General features: G+C 69.1%; 13 protein-coding genes. 2 read left to right on the top strand and 11 right to left on the bottom strand.

The genetic code is table 11. The features are described from left to right. Window positions 1-9 precede the first annotated feature (9 nt). Window positions 10-1,890 (bottom strand): Xaa-Pro dipeptidyl-peptidase, encoded by a 1,881-nt coding sequence (locus tag ADK66_RS05925; protein WP_053652878.1) that lies wholly within the window; start codon window positions 1,888-1,890, stop codon window positions 10-12. 339 nt (window positions 1,891-2,229) lie between these two features. Here ADK66_RS05925 and ADK66_RS05920 point away from each other — a divergent pair, with 339 nt between their 5' ends. Further along, window positions 2,230-5,574 carry a S8 family serine peptidase gene (locus ADK66_RS05920; RefSeq protein WP_157552277.1) on the top strand — a complete coding sequence of 1,115 codons (3,345 nt, stop codon included), beginning with the start codon at window positions 2,230-2,232 and terminating at the stop codon, window positions 5,572-5,574. A gap of 59 nt (window positions 5,575-5,633) precedes the next feature. Here ADK66_RS05920 and ADK66_RS05915 read toward each other — a convergent pair whose 3' ends face one another. From ADK66_RS05915 to ADK66_RS05905, 3 genes are all read right to left on the bottom strand, one after another. Further along, window positions 5,634-6,128: a DUF2231 domain-containing protein gene (locus ADK66_RS05915; RefSeq protein ID WP_053652877.1), complete on the bottom strand. Its 495-nt coding sequence runs from the start codon at window positions 6,126-6,128 to the stop codon at window positions 5,634-5,636. 85 nt (window positions 6,129-6,213) lie between these two features. Then, window positions 6,214-6,846, bottom strand: coding sequence for a LysE family translocator (locus ADK66_RS05910; RefSeq protein WP_053652876.1), 633 nt, complete (start codon window positions 6,844-6,846; stop codon window positions 6,214-6,216). Between the two features lie 2 nt (window positions 6,847-6,848). Then, window positions 6,849-7,595 (bottom strand): metallophosphoesterase, encoded by a 747-nt coding sequence (locus ADK66_RS05905; protein WP_053652875.1) that lies wholly within the window; start codon window positions 7,593-7,595, stop codon window positions 6,849-6,851. Between the two features lie 93 nt (window positions 7,596-7,688). On the opposite strand from ADK66_RS05905, the gene ADK66_RS05900 reads away from it, so the two are divergent. Continuing rightward, window positions 7,689-8,291: an ABATE domain-containing protein gene (locus ADK66_RS05900; RefSeq protein ID WP_053652874.1), complete on the top strand. Its 603-nt coding sequence runs from the start codon at window positions 7,689-7,691 to the stop codon at window positions 8,289-8,291. 9 nt (window positions 8,292-8,300) lie between these two features. On the opposite strand, the gene ADK66_RS05895 is transcribed toward ADK66_RS05900, so the two are convergent. The 7 genes from ADK66_RS05895 to ADK66_RS05865 form a co-directional block, all read right to left on the bottom strand. Next, window positions 8,301-9,350 carry an SEC-C domain-containing protein gene (locus ADK66_RS05895; RefSeq protein WP_053652873.1) on the bottom strand — a complete coding sequence of 350 codons (1,050 nt, stop codon included), beginning with the start codon at window positions 9,348-9,350 and terminating at the stop codon, window positions 8,301-8,303. 372 nt (window positions 9,351-9,722) lie between these two features. Beyond that, window positions 9,723-10,559: an aldo/keto reductase gene (locus ADK66_RS05890; RefSeq protein ID WP_053652872.1), complete on the bottom strand. Its 837-nt coding sequence runs from the start codon at window positions 10,557-10,559 to the stop codon at window positions 9,723-9,725. 71 nt (window positions 10,560-10,630) lie between these two features. Then, complete coding sequence (locus ADK66_RS05885) at window positions 10,631-12,241, bottom strand: hypothetical protein (protein ID WP_082377254.1); 1,611 nt, start codon at window positions 12,239-12,241, stop codon at window positions 10,631-10,633. Between the two features lie 298 nt (window positions 12,242-12,539). Then, the gene (locus ADK66_RS05880; protein ID WP_053652958.1) at window positions 12,540-14,441 is read right to left on the bottom strand and encodes a DUF2075 domain-containing protein; all 1,902 of its coding nucleotides are present in this window, start codon (window positions 14,439-14,441) and stop codon (window positions 12,540-12,542) included. Between the two features lie 139 nt (window positions 14,442-14,580). Continuing rightward, window positions 14,581-14,916, bottom strand: coding sequence for a nucleotide pyrophosphohydrolase (locus ADK66_RS05875; protein ID WP_053652957.1), 336 nt, complete (start codon window positions 14,914-14,916; stop codon window positions 14,581-14,583). 63 nt (window positions 14,917-14,979) lie between these two features. Then, the gene (locus ADK66_RS05870; RefSeq protein WP_053652871.1) at window positions 14,980-15,186 is read right to left on the bottom strand and encodes a DUF397 domain-containing protein; all 207 of its coding nucleotides are present in this window, start codon (window positions 15,184-15,186) and stop codon (window positions 14,980-14,982) included. Beyond that, a complete protein-coding gene (locus tag ADK66_RS05865) occupies window positions 15,179-16,066 on the bottom strand; it encodes a helix-turn-helix transcriptional regulator (protein ID WP_053652870.1) in 888 nt (295 codons plus the stop codon). Before ADK66_RS05865 ends, ADK66_RS05870 begins: the two co-directional genes overlap by 8 nt. Window positions 16,067-16,270 lie beyond the last annotated feature (204 nt).

Raw genomic sequence — 16,270 nt, 5'->3', positions numbered from 1 at the left:
CGGAGCCGATCAGAAGCCGAGTGCGCCCCGCCCGCCGACCACCGGCAGCCGCAGCTCACTGTCGTTCGGCGCGACCCGCAGCCGGGTGCCGCCCAGCGGCAGCAGCGTGTACTCCTGGTCACTGGAGAAGACGACCACGCCGATCCGGTGGCCGGCCGGGAACACGTAGTCCTTCGGCTCCATCGTCCACCGGTAGTCGTACAGCTTGCCCTGCTTGACAGGCTTGGTGCGCTCGGCGCTCTTGCGGTTCTGCGGATCCATCCAACCCCGGGTCACCACCGTCGGCGCCGCTGTCGAACCCTCCGGACCGTAGTCCACCAGGTACGCGCTGAGGTTCGCGTCCGGCTTGTTGTCGATGGCCATCCGCAGCCGCATCTCGGGCCGGCCGGAGATGCGCACGCTCTGGGTCAGCGCGGGGGAGCGGTACACGAGCCGGTTGGCGCTGGCCGCGTCCGGGTTGGCGACCAGGGTGTCCGGGCCGATGGTCCGGCCCTCGTCGACGAAGCTCTGCTCGACCTTCGCCTTCGGCGGCTTGCCAGTGGTGAGCGCTCCCGGGGCGGTTGCGTCGTCGGCGGCGAACCGCAGCCCGACCTCACGCGCCGCCGGGTCGGGCCAGTTGGCGTACGTGGTGTAGGCGCGGTCCTCGCGCTGCAGCACGGCGGTCGGCTCGTCCATGATCCCGTTGCGGACGTTCCACAGCCAGAAGTCGAACCAGCGGTTCTCGGTCTGCTTGTAGGTCCACGTCCGACCGTCGGGCAGGGTCACCGAGGCGCTGCTGCCCGGGCCGCCGTGCCCGCCCTGGTGCAGCCAAATCTTGCGCGGTACGTCGCGTTTGGCGAGCTGGTCCCACCAGCCGGCGAAGTGTCCGGTCTTGACGTTCCAGTCGTTGAGGCCGTGCACGACGAAGACGCTGGCCTTGACGTTGCGGGCGTCGTAGTAGTCGCGCTCCTGCCAGAACTTCGAGTAGTCACCGGTCACCCGGTCCTGCTCCGCGGTGATCTTTGCGATCTCGTCGGCGCAGGGTCCCTCGGCCCGTGCCTGCCCGGCCGTGTACTGGGCCAGGACGTCGAGGTCCTCGCCCTGGTAGGTGCCGGGCGCGACGACCAGACCGTTGGCCCGGTAGTAGTCGTACCAGCTGCTGATCGCCGAGACCGGCACGATGGTCTTCAGACCCTTGACGCCGGTGGTCGCCACCTGGTTCGGAAGCGTTCCGTTGTAGGAGACGCCGGTCATGCCCACCGCGCCGGTGGTCCAGCCGGCCGTGACCGGGGCGCCGCTCGCGTCGTACCCCTTGGCCCGCCCGTTGAGCCAGTCGATGACGGCCTTGGTGCCGAGCGTCTCGGCCTGGTCGCCGCTGGTCGGGCAGCCTTCCGAGTCGCCGGTGCCGACGCTCTGACCGAGCACCACGGCGTACCCGCGCGGGACGTAGTAGTCGTCCAGTGAGCCGGGCAGGTTGGCCTTCGCCTCGGCCCGCTGGACGCCCATGTCGAGCGCCCGACGCCCCGACCTGCCGGTGAGGCCGTTCTGCGGCAGGTCGTCGACAAGCACGCTCGGGTATGGCACGTCGCCCCAGGTGCCCTTGCGGTACGGGCTGTGCTCGAAGATGACAGGCACCTTGAAGCCCTGCGTGGCGGTCTCCCGGGGGCGGGAGATGTCGATGGCCACCCGGTCGGGGCGACCGTCGTGGTCGGTGTCCACCGGGGTCTGGACGTACACCCGCTCCTCGATGGCGTCGGCAAGCGAGAACACCGGCTGGGTCATGCCGTCGGCGACGACGATGCCGGTGGGTGCGGTCACTGCGGTTGGGGCCGCCGCTGCCGGTGCCGCGCTGAGGATCAGCGCGCCGGACACGCCGACGCTGAGTAGTGCCAGATGACGGGGTCGACGCATGCGCGTCTCCCTTCGGTTGGGCTGGTTGCCGGGTCGCGGCGGGGCCAACGTCGAAGATCCATTCGTCGTCATGCTAGGTCCGGGGCGACGTTCCGTCGATCCCGTCGGGCGGCGTCGTGGGTGAACACGTCCGCGTGGGACGGCCGGTTCCGTGTCCCGATCGGGGGTGGTAATCGAACCGACATCGAACCGTGTACGGCGGCGACACATGGCCGAAACCCTTGCCAGGTGGGCGAAGAAAAGACGTCTTCCAGGGGCTCCGAAGATCACGTACACGTGCATATGATCTTGCGCGACGCGCCGAAAAGGCACGTTTGTCCACATGAGACAGGGAGCAGGATGCTCAAGAGAACGCGGTGGCTACTGGCCGTCGCCGTCACGGCCACGGCGCTGACCGCCCTACCGGGCGGCACCGCCACTGCCAGCCCCGACGGGCCCAGCCGACCCAGTGCGCCCGACACCGCAGCCGACCGAAAAACACACACCGTCACCTTGCTCACCGGGGACGTGGTGACCGTACGGGCCACCGGATCGGGATGCCCGCACGCCACTGTGCAACCCGCCGACCCCAACTCGGTCATCCACCAGACCTGCGGACCGGACGGCCACCTGCACGTCATCCCCGCCCGCGTCGCGTCCCAGGTCGGCCCGGTCCTCGACCCCGACCTCTTCGACGTCACAGTGCTGATCGCCGACGGGTACGACGACCAGAACACCACGGAACTGCCGCTCATCGTGCAGCCCGCCACCGCCTCCGCCCGGGTGGCCGCGCTCGGCGACGTGCTGGCGCTGCCCAGCATCGGCGCGGTCGCCGGCCGCGTACCCAAGAAGAGCCCGACCACAGCGAAGCTCGCCACCAACTCGCTGCTCGCCGGCGCGAAGAAGGTCTGGCTCGACCGCAAGGTCCGCGCCACCGCGCTGACCGGCGCCGGCAAGCCCGCCGGCCTCGACCGCAACCTGGTACAGATCGCCGCGCCTGATGCCTGGAAGGCCGGCTACACCGGCAAGGGCGTCCGCGTCGCGGTGCTCGACACCGGAGCCGACTTCACCCACCCCGACCTGGCCGGCCGCGTCGTCGACCGGGCCGACTTCACCGCCGAGGGCGGCGACGCCGTCGACCACAACGGCCACGGTACGCACGTCGCGTCGACGATCGCCGGCACCGGCGCGGCCTCCAACGGCCAGCGTCGCGGCGTCGCGCCGGCCGCCAACCTGGTCATCGGCAAGGTCCTCGACGACCACGGCTCCGGCGAGGACTCCGGCATCATCGCCGGCATGGAGTGGGCCGCCGCCCGCGCCGACGTGGTCAACATGAGCCTCGGCGGAAGCTATCCGGACGACGGCAGCGACCCGCTCTCGCTCGCCGTCGACGCGCTGAGCAAGCAGACCGGGGCGCTGTTCGTGATCGCCTCCGGCAACAGCGGTGGCGCGATCTCCTCACCCGGCTCCGCCGCCAGCGCCCTGACCGTCGGCGCTGTCGACCGGGACGACCGGCTCGCCGACTTCTCCAGCCGTGGCCCGCTTGTCACCAGCCGCGTGGCCAAGCCGGAGCTTGTCGCGCCCGGTGTCGACATCGTGGCCGCCCGCGCGGCCGGCACCAACCTCCAGGACCCGATCGACAAGTTCTACGAGGGCAGCACCGGCACCTCGATGGCCGCCCCGCACGTGGCGGGCGCGGCCGCCCTGCTCGCCCAGCGGCACCCGGACTGGACGGGGGAGCGGCTCAAGGCGGCGCTCGTCGGTGCGGCCGACCCGCTGACCGGCGTCGACCCGTACGCCGTCGGAGCCGGCCGGCTCAACGCGGCCCGCGCCCTCGGCGGCCCGACCAGCGACCAGCCGGTGGTCAACCTCGGCACGTTCGCGTACCCGCAGTCGGGTACCAGCGAGACGAAGCTGACCTGGACCGGCGACGCCTCCCCGGCGACGACCCACCTCGACCTCGACGTGTCGATCGTCAACCACGACGGCCAGGCCGTGCCACGCGGCGCGGTGTCGCTGTCGACGAGCCGGGTGACGCTCAAGCGCGGCAGCACCGCCAACGCGACAGTGCGGATCAACCGCGCGGCGCTTGCCGCGCGACCCGGCTTCTACCTGGCCACCGTCACCGCCCGCGGCCCCGGACGCAAACTGGCGTCGACCACCCCGGTCAGCTTCTACGTCGAGCAGCCCAGCTACGACCTGACGATCCACACCAAGCCGCTGCCCGACCTCTCCGAGGGCGCGGAGAGCTGGATCAACGTCCTGGTCGCCAACCTCACCGACCCGCTCCTCTACTACGGTGGGCCCAGCGGCGTACCCGGTGAGACCTTCACCGTCCGGGTGCCCGCCGGCCGGTACGCGATCCTCGGCTCGTCCGCCGCCTACTACGTCGACAGCGACGTGCTGGAGTCGACGCTCGTGGGCGAGTCCGACCTGAACGTGACGGGCCCACGTAGCGTGACGCTGGACCCGGCGCGGGCCAAGCCGGTGACGGCGACTGTCGACGGGGTCGCCACCACGCCGACGCGCGTCGACTTCACCATCCTCCAGACCGCGCCGAACGGCCAGGCCTGGTGGAGTCAGGTCAACGGATACGGGGCCGCGACGAGCGTCCGTACCTCCCCGTTGCCGAAGCCCAGCGTCGGGTCGCGGCGCGGTTGGGCGGCCGTCAACCTCAACTCGCCCGCGGGCACGGCCATGCCGTACCGCTACAACCTGGTGCACGAGTATCCCGATGGCGTGCCGGCCGACCCCGCCTACCGGGTGAGCAGAGCCGAGCAGACCCGCCTGGCCCGCATCGACCAGCGCTTCCACCAGATGGACTCGCCGGGAATGGTCACCCAGCTGATCCGGACCGGCTTCACAGTCGAAGGGCTGGGCGTGACCCAGACCCACGAGGGCAACCTGCCGCCGTACCGCACCGACTACCTGTCGCCCGAGATCGTCTGGGCCGACGAGGGTGTCTACGGTGGACTGTCGGCCCAGGAGGCGCCTCGCCGCTACCAGCCGGGCAGCCGGCAGTCGAAGATCTGGGCGCGGCAGCCGCTGCACTCCGGCTGGTACGACGACCCGGCCGACAACGGCTGGACCTGCGCCACGCCTCCGTCACGAACCCGGGGCAACCTGCACATCGACCTGGTGTCGTTGACCGACCAGCACCAGCGCGCCGACTGCCTGCAGAACAACGCGATCGGGGTGAAGCGCAACCTGTCGCTGTACCGCAACGGCACACTCGTCGAGAAGCGGGACCTGCCGTACGCCGACATCACCGTCGGGCAGCAGGCCGCCGACTACCGGATGACCCTCGACGTCGACACGAGCCTGATCCTGCCGATCTCCACGAAGGTCTCCACCTCGTGGACGTTCCGGTCCGCCGGCCCGGACGGGACCGGGAGCGTGCCGTTGCCGCTGTTCGCTGTCGACTACGCGCTGCCGATGGACACCGCCAACCATCCCACCGGCGGCACCGCCGAGTTCGCCGTCCGCCAGGCGCACGGCGTCAAGGCGCAGAAGGTGACCTCGTTCCAGGTGTGGACCTCCACCGACGACGGCGTCACCTGGAAAACGGCCCGGGTCACCCGCAGCGGGGACACCTACCGGGCCGAGCTGCCCCGGGCCGGCACCGTCTCGCTGCGGGTGAAGGCAGACGGCGACAGCGGTAGCGGCATCGACCAGACCATCATCCGGGCGTACGCCGCGGGCTGACGGTCAACGCGGTGGTGCGGCCCGCTCCAACAGGGCCGCACCACCGTTGTCCGGGCCGATCACTGACCCTCCCAGACCGCCTTCGCGCCAGAGTCGCCGGTACGGATCACGTAGTACACGGCGACACCTGCGGCCACCAGCGACAACACCTGCAACGCCACAGTGAGCGCCCGGCCCTGTCGCGCGTCCGCGCTCCCTTCGGCGGTTCGCGGCGCGACGAACCGGACCAGCGCCAGCGCCACGATCGCCAGACCGATGCTCGCCCACAGCGTGAAGTCGCCGAATTCCTGGTGTGCCTCCAGCTTCGGCAGGAACTCGGGGGTGACCCGGTTGGCCGACCGCATACGGTCGAAGAAGGCGTCACCGGAGAGCTTCGCCAGCAGCGCGGACAGCGGTGCCCCCACGGCCAGCAACCCCAGCACCCAGCGGGTGTGCGGGCGGATCGGCGGGACGAACGCGTACCCGACCGTGAGGAGGGCCAGCAGCGGCACGAACACGACAGCGGCGTGCAGCACGAGAGGGTGGGCGGGAAGGCCCATGAACTCCTCGAACATCGGCGACTCCTCCGGTGACAACGGATCTCGATGATCCAGACAGGGACGCCAACGGTACCCGCCGGACGCGTCACCCAGGATCGCCTCAGGTCACCGCAGCCCGTACGCCGAGGCCGAGCAGGATCACCCCGGTCAGCCGGTCCAGCACCCGTCGGACGGCGGCCGTCCGGAGCAGCCGGCCGGCGGCGCCGGAGACGACAGTCCACCCGGCCAGCCAACAGGTGTGCAGCGCGGAGTGCGCCGTGGCGAGGAGCAGCATGGGCACCAGGACGGGACGGCCCGGTTCGAGGAACTGCGGTGCGAGGGTGAGGTAGATGGCGGCGGCCTTGGGATTCAGGACGTTGCCCAGCAGCCCCTGGAGGTAGGGGTGGTCCACCCGCCACGGCAGTCGGCGCGTGCGGGCCGGCGGTGCCGTGGTCGACGGGGAGCGCCGGGCTGCGGAGAACAGCATCCACAGCCCGAGCCCGACCAGGTAGGCAGCACCGACGAGCTTGACGACCCAGAACGCCTGCGCCGACCGGAGCACCAGCGCGGCCAGGCCGACGGCGGCAAGTGTGGCGTGCAGGTAGAGCCCGGTGACCGTACCCAGGATCACCCACCACCCCTGCCGCCGACCGCCGGTGGCGACCCGCGAGACGACAAGCGTCAGGCTCGCACCAGGTGTGGCGGTTATCGGCGCGACGGCGACCAGGAAGCCGAGCACTGCCACGCCGCGCACGCTCAGACCACCACCCGGTAGTGGGTGGTGAAGAGGCCGCTGTCGTCGTACACGTGGAACGCGACGCCGGGCGGCTGGGTCTGGGTGGTCAGCGACCGGTCGCCCTCCCATGGCATCCGCAGTGTGGAGACCACACCCGGCGCGATCCGCAGTGGACGGTCGGCGAACGTGCTCGCGACGGCCGTGTGGAAATGCCCGGTCAGCACGGCGACGACCTGCGGGTGGGCGGCGACCAGGGCGGCCAGGGGATCGGCCTGCAGCAACCGCATCGCGTCGATGACCGGATGGTGCAGCACGACCGGCGGGTGGTGCAGGGCGACGAACGTCGGCGCTCCCGCCGGCACCGAAGCCAACTCGTCGGCGAGCCATGCCAGAGTCTCGTCGTCCAGGTGGCCGTGGTCCTCGCCGGGCACGGACGAGTCGGCCAGGAGGAACACCGCGCCGGCCACGTCGTGCCGGGCGTTGATCGGGCCGGTGCCGCCGCCGTCGTCCCCGAGCAGACCCTTGCGGTACGCGGCACGCACGTCGTGGTTGCCGGGGCACATCAGGACCGGCAGGGGAGAGTCGAAGAGTCTCGCGGCGGTCTCGTACTCGGACACCTCCCCGTGATCGGCGATGTCCCCGGTGATCAGGATCGCGTCGACCGGTCGCGGCAGGGCGTGCAGGTGGTCCATGACCCGGACGGCCCGCTCGGCCGATCGGGGGTGCCCGTCGAGGTGGGTGTCACTGAGGTGCGCGATGACCAACACGACTGCCCCCTAATGCATTAAGAATGCGTCAACCATTAGGGACGCTACACTTGGCGACACCGGCCACACAAGCCGCGTACGGGAGAGGCCACGATGTCCGCACAGCTCGCGCTCGCCCTGGTCAGCACGATCCGGCACGACGGCAACGGCGGCGTCGCCGACGACCTCGCCGACGTCGCCGGCCTGACCGCCTGGCTCCGCGAGCACGCCGAACCACTGTGCGAGTACGTCGCCGGGTTCGACACCTCCGGCGGTGAGGTCGACGAGCGGGCCCGCCTCGACGTGGTCGCGGTGCGCCGCGCCGCCCGTACCCTGTTCGCCGTCGCCGTCCGACCGGGCCCGCCGAGCCGAGCCGACTCCACCTCGCTGCTCTCCCCGTCGGAGGCTGTCGACCGGCTCAACCAGGCCGCCGCGACGGTGCCCGTCCGGCCCGTACTGACCTGGGAGCAGGAGGGCACACCGGTGTTGACCTGGCACGGCGAGGCGACAGAGCCCCGGCTGGCCCTCCCGGCAGGGCTGGCCCGGGCCGTCATCGAGTTCCTCGCCGGTGCGACCCGCGAGCAGTTGCGCGCCTGCCCCGCGCCCCGCTGCGTGCGCTACTTCGTCAAGGACCACCCGCGTCAGGAGTGGTGCAAGCCCTCCTGCGGCAACCGGGCCCGCGTCGCCCGCCACTACCAGCGACACACCGGGAGGTAGCCCGCGCGCTCAGCCGCGGGACCGCGGCAGGCAGTCCTTCTTGTACTTGAGGCCCGAACCGCACCAGCAGGCGTCGTTGCGCTCCGGCGGCCAGGGGATCCGCGCCGCCGGCCGGGCCGCCAACTCCCGCGCGTAGCCGGCTCGGACCTCCCCGTCGGCCGGGCCGCTGTCCTTCCGGCCGGCGAAGCCGTCCAGCCCGTCGACAGTCGCTCTGAGCACCACCAGCCCGACCTGGCCGGCGTCGGCAAGCCGCACCAGCTCCTTCTCCAGCCGCGCCCGGTGTGCGTCCCAGTCCGGCCCGTACACCTCGGTCAGCTCCGCGTGTGTGGAGAGCAGCCGGTCGAACTCGGCCCGGGGCCAGAAGATCAGATCCGGTTCACCGCCGCCCCGTTCCCCCGCCCGGCGGACGAGCTGAGCCTCCACACGGTCCGCCAGATCGTCGTGCCGGTCGTGCGGCAGGTTGAGATTCCGGCGGACCCGGTGGCGCTGCTGCAACAGGAAGAACAGGACCCCGGGCGACTCGGGCGGCCCCACCTCCACCGCAGGCTCGACGGCGGTGATCGCCTGCGCCGACGCACCGGCGGCGGTCGCCCGCTCGCCGAGCAGAGTGTCGACCGCCTCGCTCAGCCACCTTTCGGCGATCGCCGAACGGCCGGCGGCGTCCAACGCCGCACTCACGTACGCGGGGGCATCGGGTTGTACGAGCAGCAACGGGCGCAGCGCGGTCAGCTCCGCCATCGCCTCGTCGTCCCGGCCGCCGGCCTGCAACAGGGCCCGTGCCCGCAGCGCCCGGGCGAAGCCGGCCCGGGGATCATCACCAGACGGGTACGCCGCCAGGGCGCTGTCCGCGTACCGCAGGGCGGCATCCGGCCTCGCCCGGATCTCCGCGATCTCGGCGGCGAGCGTCAGCGCGTCCCCGGCGTCGTCCGGATCCTCCAGCCTGCCCTGCTGCACCGCCTCGGCGATGTCGGCGGCGACACCGAGCGGGTTGGCCGTGCCGAGCGCAGTTCGGCGAAGTTCGGCGAGGTCAGCCCTGGTGAGTACATCTTTCGTCGACACGGCTTCACGCTACGTCGGGGTGCCCCGGACCGCCGGCAGATCACCCGTTACGCCCAAGCGCGCGCGTCGCCCGTCGCCCGTCGGCCCGTGCGCGTCGCGCGTCGGCCCGTGCGCGTCGCGCGTCGGCCCGTGCGCGTCGCGCGTCGCCCTGCGCGGTGCGCCTCGCCCCGCGCGCGTCGACCGGGTCGTGATCGTCGGGTGGGTTCTCTCGGCTGGCGGCGGTCCTGCCAACGAGCGTGATGACTCAGAGGAATATTGATACCTCCCAGTCATCACGCTCCTCATGGCATCCGCCCCACCCAGACATCACATTCGGTAATTGCCGAGCCGCACCTCATCGGCCAATCGCACGATGGCGCGGCGGCGTTTCGCTCAGAACTCCTCGTACACCGCCGGGTCCTGGTCAGCGAGACGCCCGTCAGGGCGGCCCAGCGCCGTGATGGCCTCGACCTCCGCGTCGCTGAGCTTGATGCCGAAGACGTCCAGGTTCTCCGCCTGCCGCTGCGGGGAGGCGGCCTTGGGCAGCGGGATCACCTGGCGGGCCAGGTGCCAGGCGAGAATGGCCTGCGCCGGGCTGATGCCGTGTGCGGACGCGATGTCCACGACCGTCGGGTGCTGCTGCACGTCGTTGCCATGGCCCAGCGGGCTCCACGCCTGCACGAGGATCCCCTGCGCCAGGTGATAGTCGATCGCCTGCTGCTGCGGGAAGTACGGATGCACCTCGATCTGGTTGACCAGCGGGGCGACTCCGGTCTCGGCCACCAGGCGGTCGATGTGCTCGGGCAGGAAGTTGGACAGACCGATGTGCCGGACCAGGCCACGCTCGCGGGCTTCGATCAGTACCCGCCACGCCTGCACGTACAGGTCGACCTTCGGGTTGGGCCAGTGGATGAGATACAGGTCGATCCGGTCGAGGCCGGTGCGGAACACACTCTCCTCGATGGTGGTCAGCGCCTCGTCGAAGCGGTGGTGCCGCCCCGGCAGTTTCGAGGTGACGACCAACTCGTCCCGCACGTCGCCCACCGAACGGGCGGCCCGGCCCACCGCACCCTCGTTCTCGTAGTTCACCGCCGAGTCGATCAACCGGTAGCCCGCCCGGATCGCCTGACCGATCGCGTCGACCCCCGCCGAGCCGTTCAGCTGGTACGTGCCGAGTCCGATCGCCGGCAACGACGTGCCGTCACCAGCCGTCAGATGGGGAATCGCCATGGTTGGTCCGCCTTTCGTCGCCCGTGCCTGGACCTTACCGGCACGAGCCGCACGTTCCGGCGAAGGATCGATCAGCTAGCGGCGATGGCCTCCCTCGTCGGGGAATCACCGATCAGCAGAGGGTCGGTACGCCGCTCGCTTTCGGGCAGATCCATCGCTGCGGCCAGGAGATTGCCGAGACGCTGGGCGTCGTCCAGCCCTTTCCCCTTGCCCGCCCAGTCGTCGAAGGTGAGCCTGATGTTCTCGTCCGTGGTGATGACGTCCAGAACGGGGCCGCGCTTGTCGCGCTCGCGGAACCGTACGTAGCGAATCTCCGAGAGCGGGAACTCGCGCTCGATCGTGCCCTGCTTGCGCACGGCATTCTGCGCGGAGATGAAGAAGCGCTCGGGTGTCACTCCAAGGTAGGCGTCCTCGCCGACGAGGCGGTCGAGGTTGACATCGGCGATGGCCAGCAAGGGCTCCCCGCCGGGCACGATCCAACGGAGGATCCGCAGCAGTTCGTCCGGCACAGCATCACTGAACACCGTGACTGGCGGATCCAGTGGTGCAGGTTGCGTGTGAGCACGGTTGCGGAGGGCCGCTACCCGCTCGGCCAACGCCTCAGCCATGCGGACGCTGTCGCGGATGCTCTGACGCTTGGCCGTGAACGGCAGACTGCGTTCAGCCGGGAGTTCGGCGATCAAGCGACACTGACGTTCGAGGTCGGCGAGAAGATTCGACACCTCGTCCATGGCTGAGGTGTGCTCGCGCTGAGTGTCAGCGACCAACTCGGCCAGAAGTCGCTCGTTTTCGGCAGCGTTCGCCTCGTCGCGGCTGATGTGACCGGCGCGCAGCACCTGAGAGCGATACCAGGACCACTCCGCCATGAGCATGCCGTGCGTGTCGGCGAGAATCTGCTCGATGTTCTTCTGGATGTGGGCGCGACGGCTCTGCCCGTCGGTGTCGAGTGCCTTGATGTGCCCGCGGACGAGGGACCGGAAGAGGAGCCGCTGTTTGCGGAGATCTGCGTCCCTGGTGGCGATGGAGGCGAAGATGTGGTCGTTGACAGTGCCCGCCGCCTGGGACTCTCGTACCGCACGCATCGTCGTCTCGTGCAGGCCGAGAAGTGTCGTCCACTGATCCTCGTGCAGCGCTTGGAGAACGTCACGGGTGAGTTGGACGTTCTCGTCGATACGACGCGAGATCGACGCCAACTGCACCTGTAGGGCCAGGAGCGCGGCGGCCGGCCCGAGGGCGGAGAGTATGGATGCGGTCTGCGCCCCTGTCACGGGCGCCCAGCGCACGGAGGCGGCGATCTTTCCGTTGCTCGTGACGAGTGACCCCAGGTTCCAGCCGCCCGACGCCATCGGTTGCGCGGTCTTGAGTGCCTGCAGAGTCTCGGGTGCCAGACGCACCAGCCCTTGCACGGTGGTCAGACCCTGAGCACCCTGTGCCGCCAGATTGGCGATGCCGGAGGCCATCGCGAGATTGTCGGTCAGGCGTCGGCTAGCTTGGGCGCTCATCATCTCGAAAGGGATCAGGTCCAAGCCGACGGGCGGCTGGTCGGCGAAGAGTACGGCCACGCCCGGCTCGATCTCGACCAGGCTGATCACCGGGTCCTCGCCATGCGGCACAGTGGCATCGGGGCCGTGATCAGCTGGTACGGAGAGTTCGTTCTCGGATCCGTCGGCCTCAGGCGCCATCCCACATCCTTCATGATCGGCAACGGGAGCAAACAATATGTGTCAATGCGGTCACCCCGGGTCAACCGGAGCGACACCTCATGCCGCAAAGTGTCCAGACGCTAGTGGCTGAACAGGTCTAGTGCGCCGAGATCGGCGGCTGCGGGCGGTCAGATCCGTATCCAGGCTGGTAAGACAAGGCGATATCCCTTGTACCGCCGGCCGAACAGCACTGCCACTGGCTACGACAGTTCCACCATGCGCAACTTCGACGCCGTGGCGGGGGATCCCGGCCATCCCGTGAGCACAGCCGGGGAGATCAGCTGAGGTCGCCGGTCGCCTCGTAGACCGTCTCGACCGGACGGACCACCTTGACCAGTGAGGCGAGGTACTCCCGTGTCTCGGGATCAGTGGAGTAGACGATCGTGCCCTGCATTCCGCGGGTCAACAGGACCTTGTAGGTGTTGCGGATCAGCAGGTCCGCTTCGGCGTCGCTGACCGACTTACGACTCCGAAACGCCGGGTCCTTCGACTCCTCGCGTCGCGCCACCAGGCGTCCCTCCCGAGCCACGAGGTCCGGTCCCATGATGACGCCCGACCAGTCGTACTCAAAGCCCTGCGCGGTGTAGACGCAGCCCACCTGGCCGAAGCCGTTCGGGTCAGTGGCCCAGAACGCGCTGCCTGGTGCTTCCCCGACGCTGCGGTCGCTCTTGACGTTCCAAGGCCGAGACCAGCCGCCGACCTGCACGTCCGGTACCAGGGTGTCGTCCGGGCGTGGATCGCTCCAGGGCCAGCAGTACCCGGCGGACATCCGCGCCGTCACGCCGGCCGCCTGCTTTCCGGCGAGGAAGGCTTCCAACTCCTCGGGCGACTCCGCGAGACCCAGGTCGACCCTCCCGTCGCCGGTCCAGATCGTCGGCTCGCCGCCGTCGAGGCCGAGCAGGTCAACAACCCATCGCTCGTACGCTTCGCTGCCGCCGCAGCGGAACTGGCTGTGCAGCGACACCACCTCGACATCAAGGTTGAGCTGCTTCGCGTACGACGAGATGACGTCGACGTTGCCCAGCTCGCCGGGCTTCACCACCTGGTGCTCATCGAGCAGAAAGACCGGAACCCGGGCGACGGCGATGAGTTCGTCGATCTGCGGACGAGCTTTGTCGCGCTTCGCTTTCGGGGTGTACCGGTTGACAGAGGTCTCCCGGATGCGGTGCGCTTCGTCGCAGATCAGCACGTCCAGACCGTTACGCTCGGCGGACATGAAGCTGTTGAAGTAGCCGAACAGGTTCTTCAATCGGGTCGAGCCCTTGCCAGCGTATCGTCGCAAGGTCTGTGTGAACGACCGCGAGCCCGTTGCGTGCATAACGGAACGGTTCTGGCGTGCCAACTCGCCCAGCACCGACAGCGCGATCACGCTCTTGCCGCTACCGGGCCCACCGGAGACGACCACTACCGATTTGCGATCCGCCGATCGGGCACGCTCGACAGCGTGCAGAACCAACTCGTACGCCACGCGTTGATCGTCCAGCAATGTGAAATGCGATCGATCCTTCAGCTCCTGCGCGGCGTACCTCAGGAGGTGCCGGCTCGGCCGGACGGTGCTGGTGAGAAAACGGTCGGCGGCGTTAGCGCCTGACCTCGGGGCGAGATGGGTGCGCAGGTAATCGAGGAACTGACCCCGCCGCTGCTTTGTGAAGATCCGACTCTGCTCGGTCGCCGGGCGGTCGAACAGGTCGCTGATGTCGCGATCGACGGCGTTGTGCAGGTACGCCACGCCACGCACCGGATTCCGGTGCTCGGCGAGAATTCCGAGAAAGTCGGTGAGGTACTCGCAGTAACCCTCGACCTGGACGCCCGGATGCAGTCTCGGGCCTCGCGCGTGCTCCACTGCCACAAGGTTCTCAGCGCCGTCGTACGTCTCGGCGTAGGACCACTGCTTCAACTCCACGACGACGTAGGAGTCCTCGGCCGTTCGCGGGTCGACGCCGGCGAGCACCACGTCGACCCGCTTGCTGGTCAGTGGAAGCTGGTATTCGACCAGCATCTCGACCTGGCCCAGACCGGCGTCAGCGAGATCCTGCCCCAGCACCCCGAGGCTGCGCGACCACGCGCGGCGTTCTGCCGGGCTCACGTTCCGACCGATCTGCTCCACGATCCGGTCTTCAAGAACGCCGCTGCCAACCAGGCGCAGCAGACCATCGGCGGACGTACGGAACGCTGACAACACTTGCCCCCGGGCAGCACGAAGTGATCGTGCGCATGGGGGCGTGTCCGGTAATCACCGGAAGCCCGTCGTGACGCGCTTCTACGGCAAGGACTGTAGCGAAGAGATCAACTCAACGCCATGCCGACATTGGCCCTTCCTATCGCTTTACCGCCGAACCGTGAGCCTGGTCCACCGGGTAGCGGCGGGCTGAATCCTCCAGCTTGGTCAGGGCCGCCTCTATCAGATCGACGCCGAGCACATCGGCCAGCCGGGTCAGGTAGATCATCACGTCGCCCATCTCGGCTTTCACCCGGCTACCGGCGTTCGGGTCGGACATAACAACCGCGGACTGCTCAGGTGTCAGCCACTGGAATTCGGCAATCAGTTCGCCCACCTCGCCCGCGAGGGCCATGGCCAGGTTCTTGGGCGTGTGGAACTGCTGCCAGTCCCGCTCTTCTGCGAACGCCCGGACGCGACTCGTCAATTCATCCATGACCTGAAGCATCGCAGGCCCCGCACCTCGGCAGGTAGCGCGCCAGGAGCGCGGATGTTGCCCTCAGATGCCGGGGCGAGCGGCAGACTTGACCGCCGCTGTGAACATTTGCCAGGTGGATCGATCGAAGCGGAGTGTCGGCCCTTCGATGTTCTTCGAATCGCGGACAGCGACCACATCGGGGAGGGTGGTAGCGACCTCGACACACGCGCCGCCGTTGTCGCCGCTGCGGGTGCTCTTGCGCCAGACGGCGCCGGCCAAGTCAGTCATGCCGCATCTCCCCGGAAATCCTCTTGATCATGTCTTTCGATTCTGCCTCGCCGAGGGCCATTGCATCCAGCCCTCTCCAGACCCGCTCGTAAGCGGCCAACTCTTCGGGCTTGTCGAGGTAGAGCGCACCGGTCAGCGACTCGCTGTAGATGACCGACGGTTCCGGGGCCGTTCTACCGCCTTTGGTCGCGGGGAAGTCGAGGATCATGAAGGTGCCAGCGACCGCGCCGGGCTGTGGTCCCGCCGCCAATGGCAGCACTCGTACGGACACGTTCGGTGCCTCCGATAGTTCGACCAGACGGTCGAGTTGAGCGGTCATGACGCTCGGGCCACCGACCGTTCGTCGAAGTACAGCTTCGGACAGCACCGACTCCAGCCGTGGCGCCGCCGGGAGCCGCCGGGTGAGGAGTGCTTGCCGCTGGATCCTCACCTGGACGGCGAGCTCCCGCTCCTCGTCACTGAGCATCCGGCCAAGCCGGAACAGCGAGTCGGCATAACCCTTGGTCTGCAGGATGCCAGGGATCAGGGACTCGTCGAAGCCTCTGAGCCGGGAGGCGGCGGATTCCAGCCCCACGTACAGCTCGAACCAGGTCGGCACCGCGTCGCCGTACGCGTGCCACCAGCCCTTCGACTTCGTCTCGGCGGCGAGCCCGCGCATCGCGTCGGTCATCTCGGGCGACACCCCGTACAGCTCGCACATCGCCTTGACGTCAAGCACCCGGACCGAGCCTTGGCCGCATTCGAGGCGCCAGATCTTCTGTCGGCTGTATTCGAGGGCTTCGGCAGCGGCGTCGAGTGTCACCCCAGCCTCGTTGCGGAACTGCCGCAGCAGCCGGCCGAGTTGCCGGCGCGGCACTGTCGATCCGATGTCCTCGGGCATCCGCACACTCCCTGGTTCCAACACGCAACACTGCGTGACCTGCTCCTGCAACTCCTACGGGTTTCAGCAAAGAAAGTCAATGCATAACAGCGAAATCGCGGCATGGAACGTTGCATTTCTACTGCGGAGTGTCGCAGGCTGATCACAGCGCGGCGGCTGTTTGGTCCCCCCGAACGGCCGCCGCGCTTCCCCGAACACCTTCGC

Source organism: Micromonospora sp. NRRL B-16802, assembly GCF_001279555.1.
In the GTDB taxonomy this organism is placed as follows: domain Bacteria; phylum Actinomycetota; class Actinomycetes; order Mycobacteriales; family Micromonosporaceae; genus Micromonospora; species Micromonospora profundi.
Note: the sequence above shows the minus strand (reverse complement) of the source record. Positions and strands in the feature narration are given on the sequence as shown.

Excerpts from the sequence above, each read along its gene's own strand:
- ADK66_RS05925 (WP_053652878.1), bottom strand. The coding sequence starts at position 1,890 with ATGCGTCGACCCCGTCATCTGGCACTACTCAGCGTCGGCGTGTCCGGC.
- ADK66_RS05920 (WP_157552277.1), top strand. The coding sequence starts at position 2,230 with ATGCTCAAGAGAACGCGGTGGCTACTGGCCGTCGCCGTCACGGCCACG.
- ADK66_RS05915 (WP_053652877.1), bottom strand. The coding sequence starts at position 6,128 with ATGTTCGAGGAGTTCATGGGCCTTCCCGCCCACCCTCTCGTGCTGCAC.
- ADK66_RS05900 (WP_053652874.1), top strand. The coding sequence starts at position 7,689 with ATGTCCGCACAGCTCGCGCTCGCCCTGGTCAGCACGATCCGGCACGAC.
- ADK66_RS05890 (WP_053652872.1), bottom strand. The coding sequence starts at position 10,559 with ATGGCGATTCCCCATCTGACGGCTGGTGACGGCACGTCGTTGCCGGCG.
- ADK66_RS05885 (WP_082377254.1), bottom strand. The coding sequence starts at position 12,241 with ATGGCGCCTGAGGCCGACGGATCCGAGAACGAACTCTCCGTACCAGCT.
- ADK66_RS05875 (WP_053652957.1), bottom strand. The coding sequence starts at position 14,916 with ATGGATGAATTGACGAGTCGCGTCCGGGCGTTCGCAGAAGAGCGGGAC.
- ADK66_RS05870 (WP_053652871.1), bottom strand. The coding sequence starts at position 15,186 with ATGACTGACTTGGCCGGCGCCGTCTGGCGCAAGAGCACCCGCAGCGGC.
- ADK66_RS05865 (WP_053652870.1), bottom strand. The coding sequence starts at position 16,066 with ATGCCCGAGGACATCGGATCGACAGTGCCGCGCCGGCAACTCGGCCGG.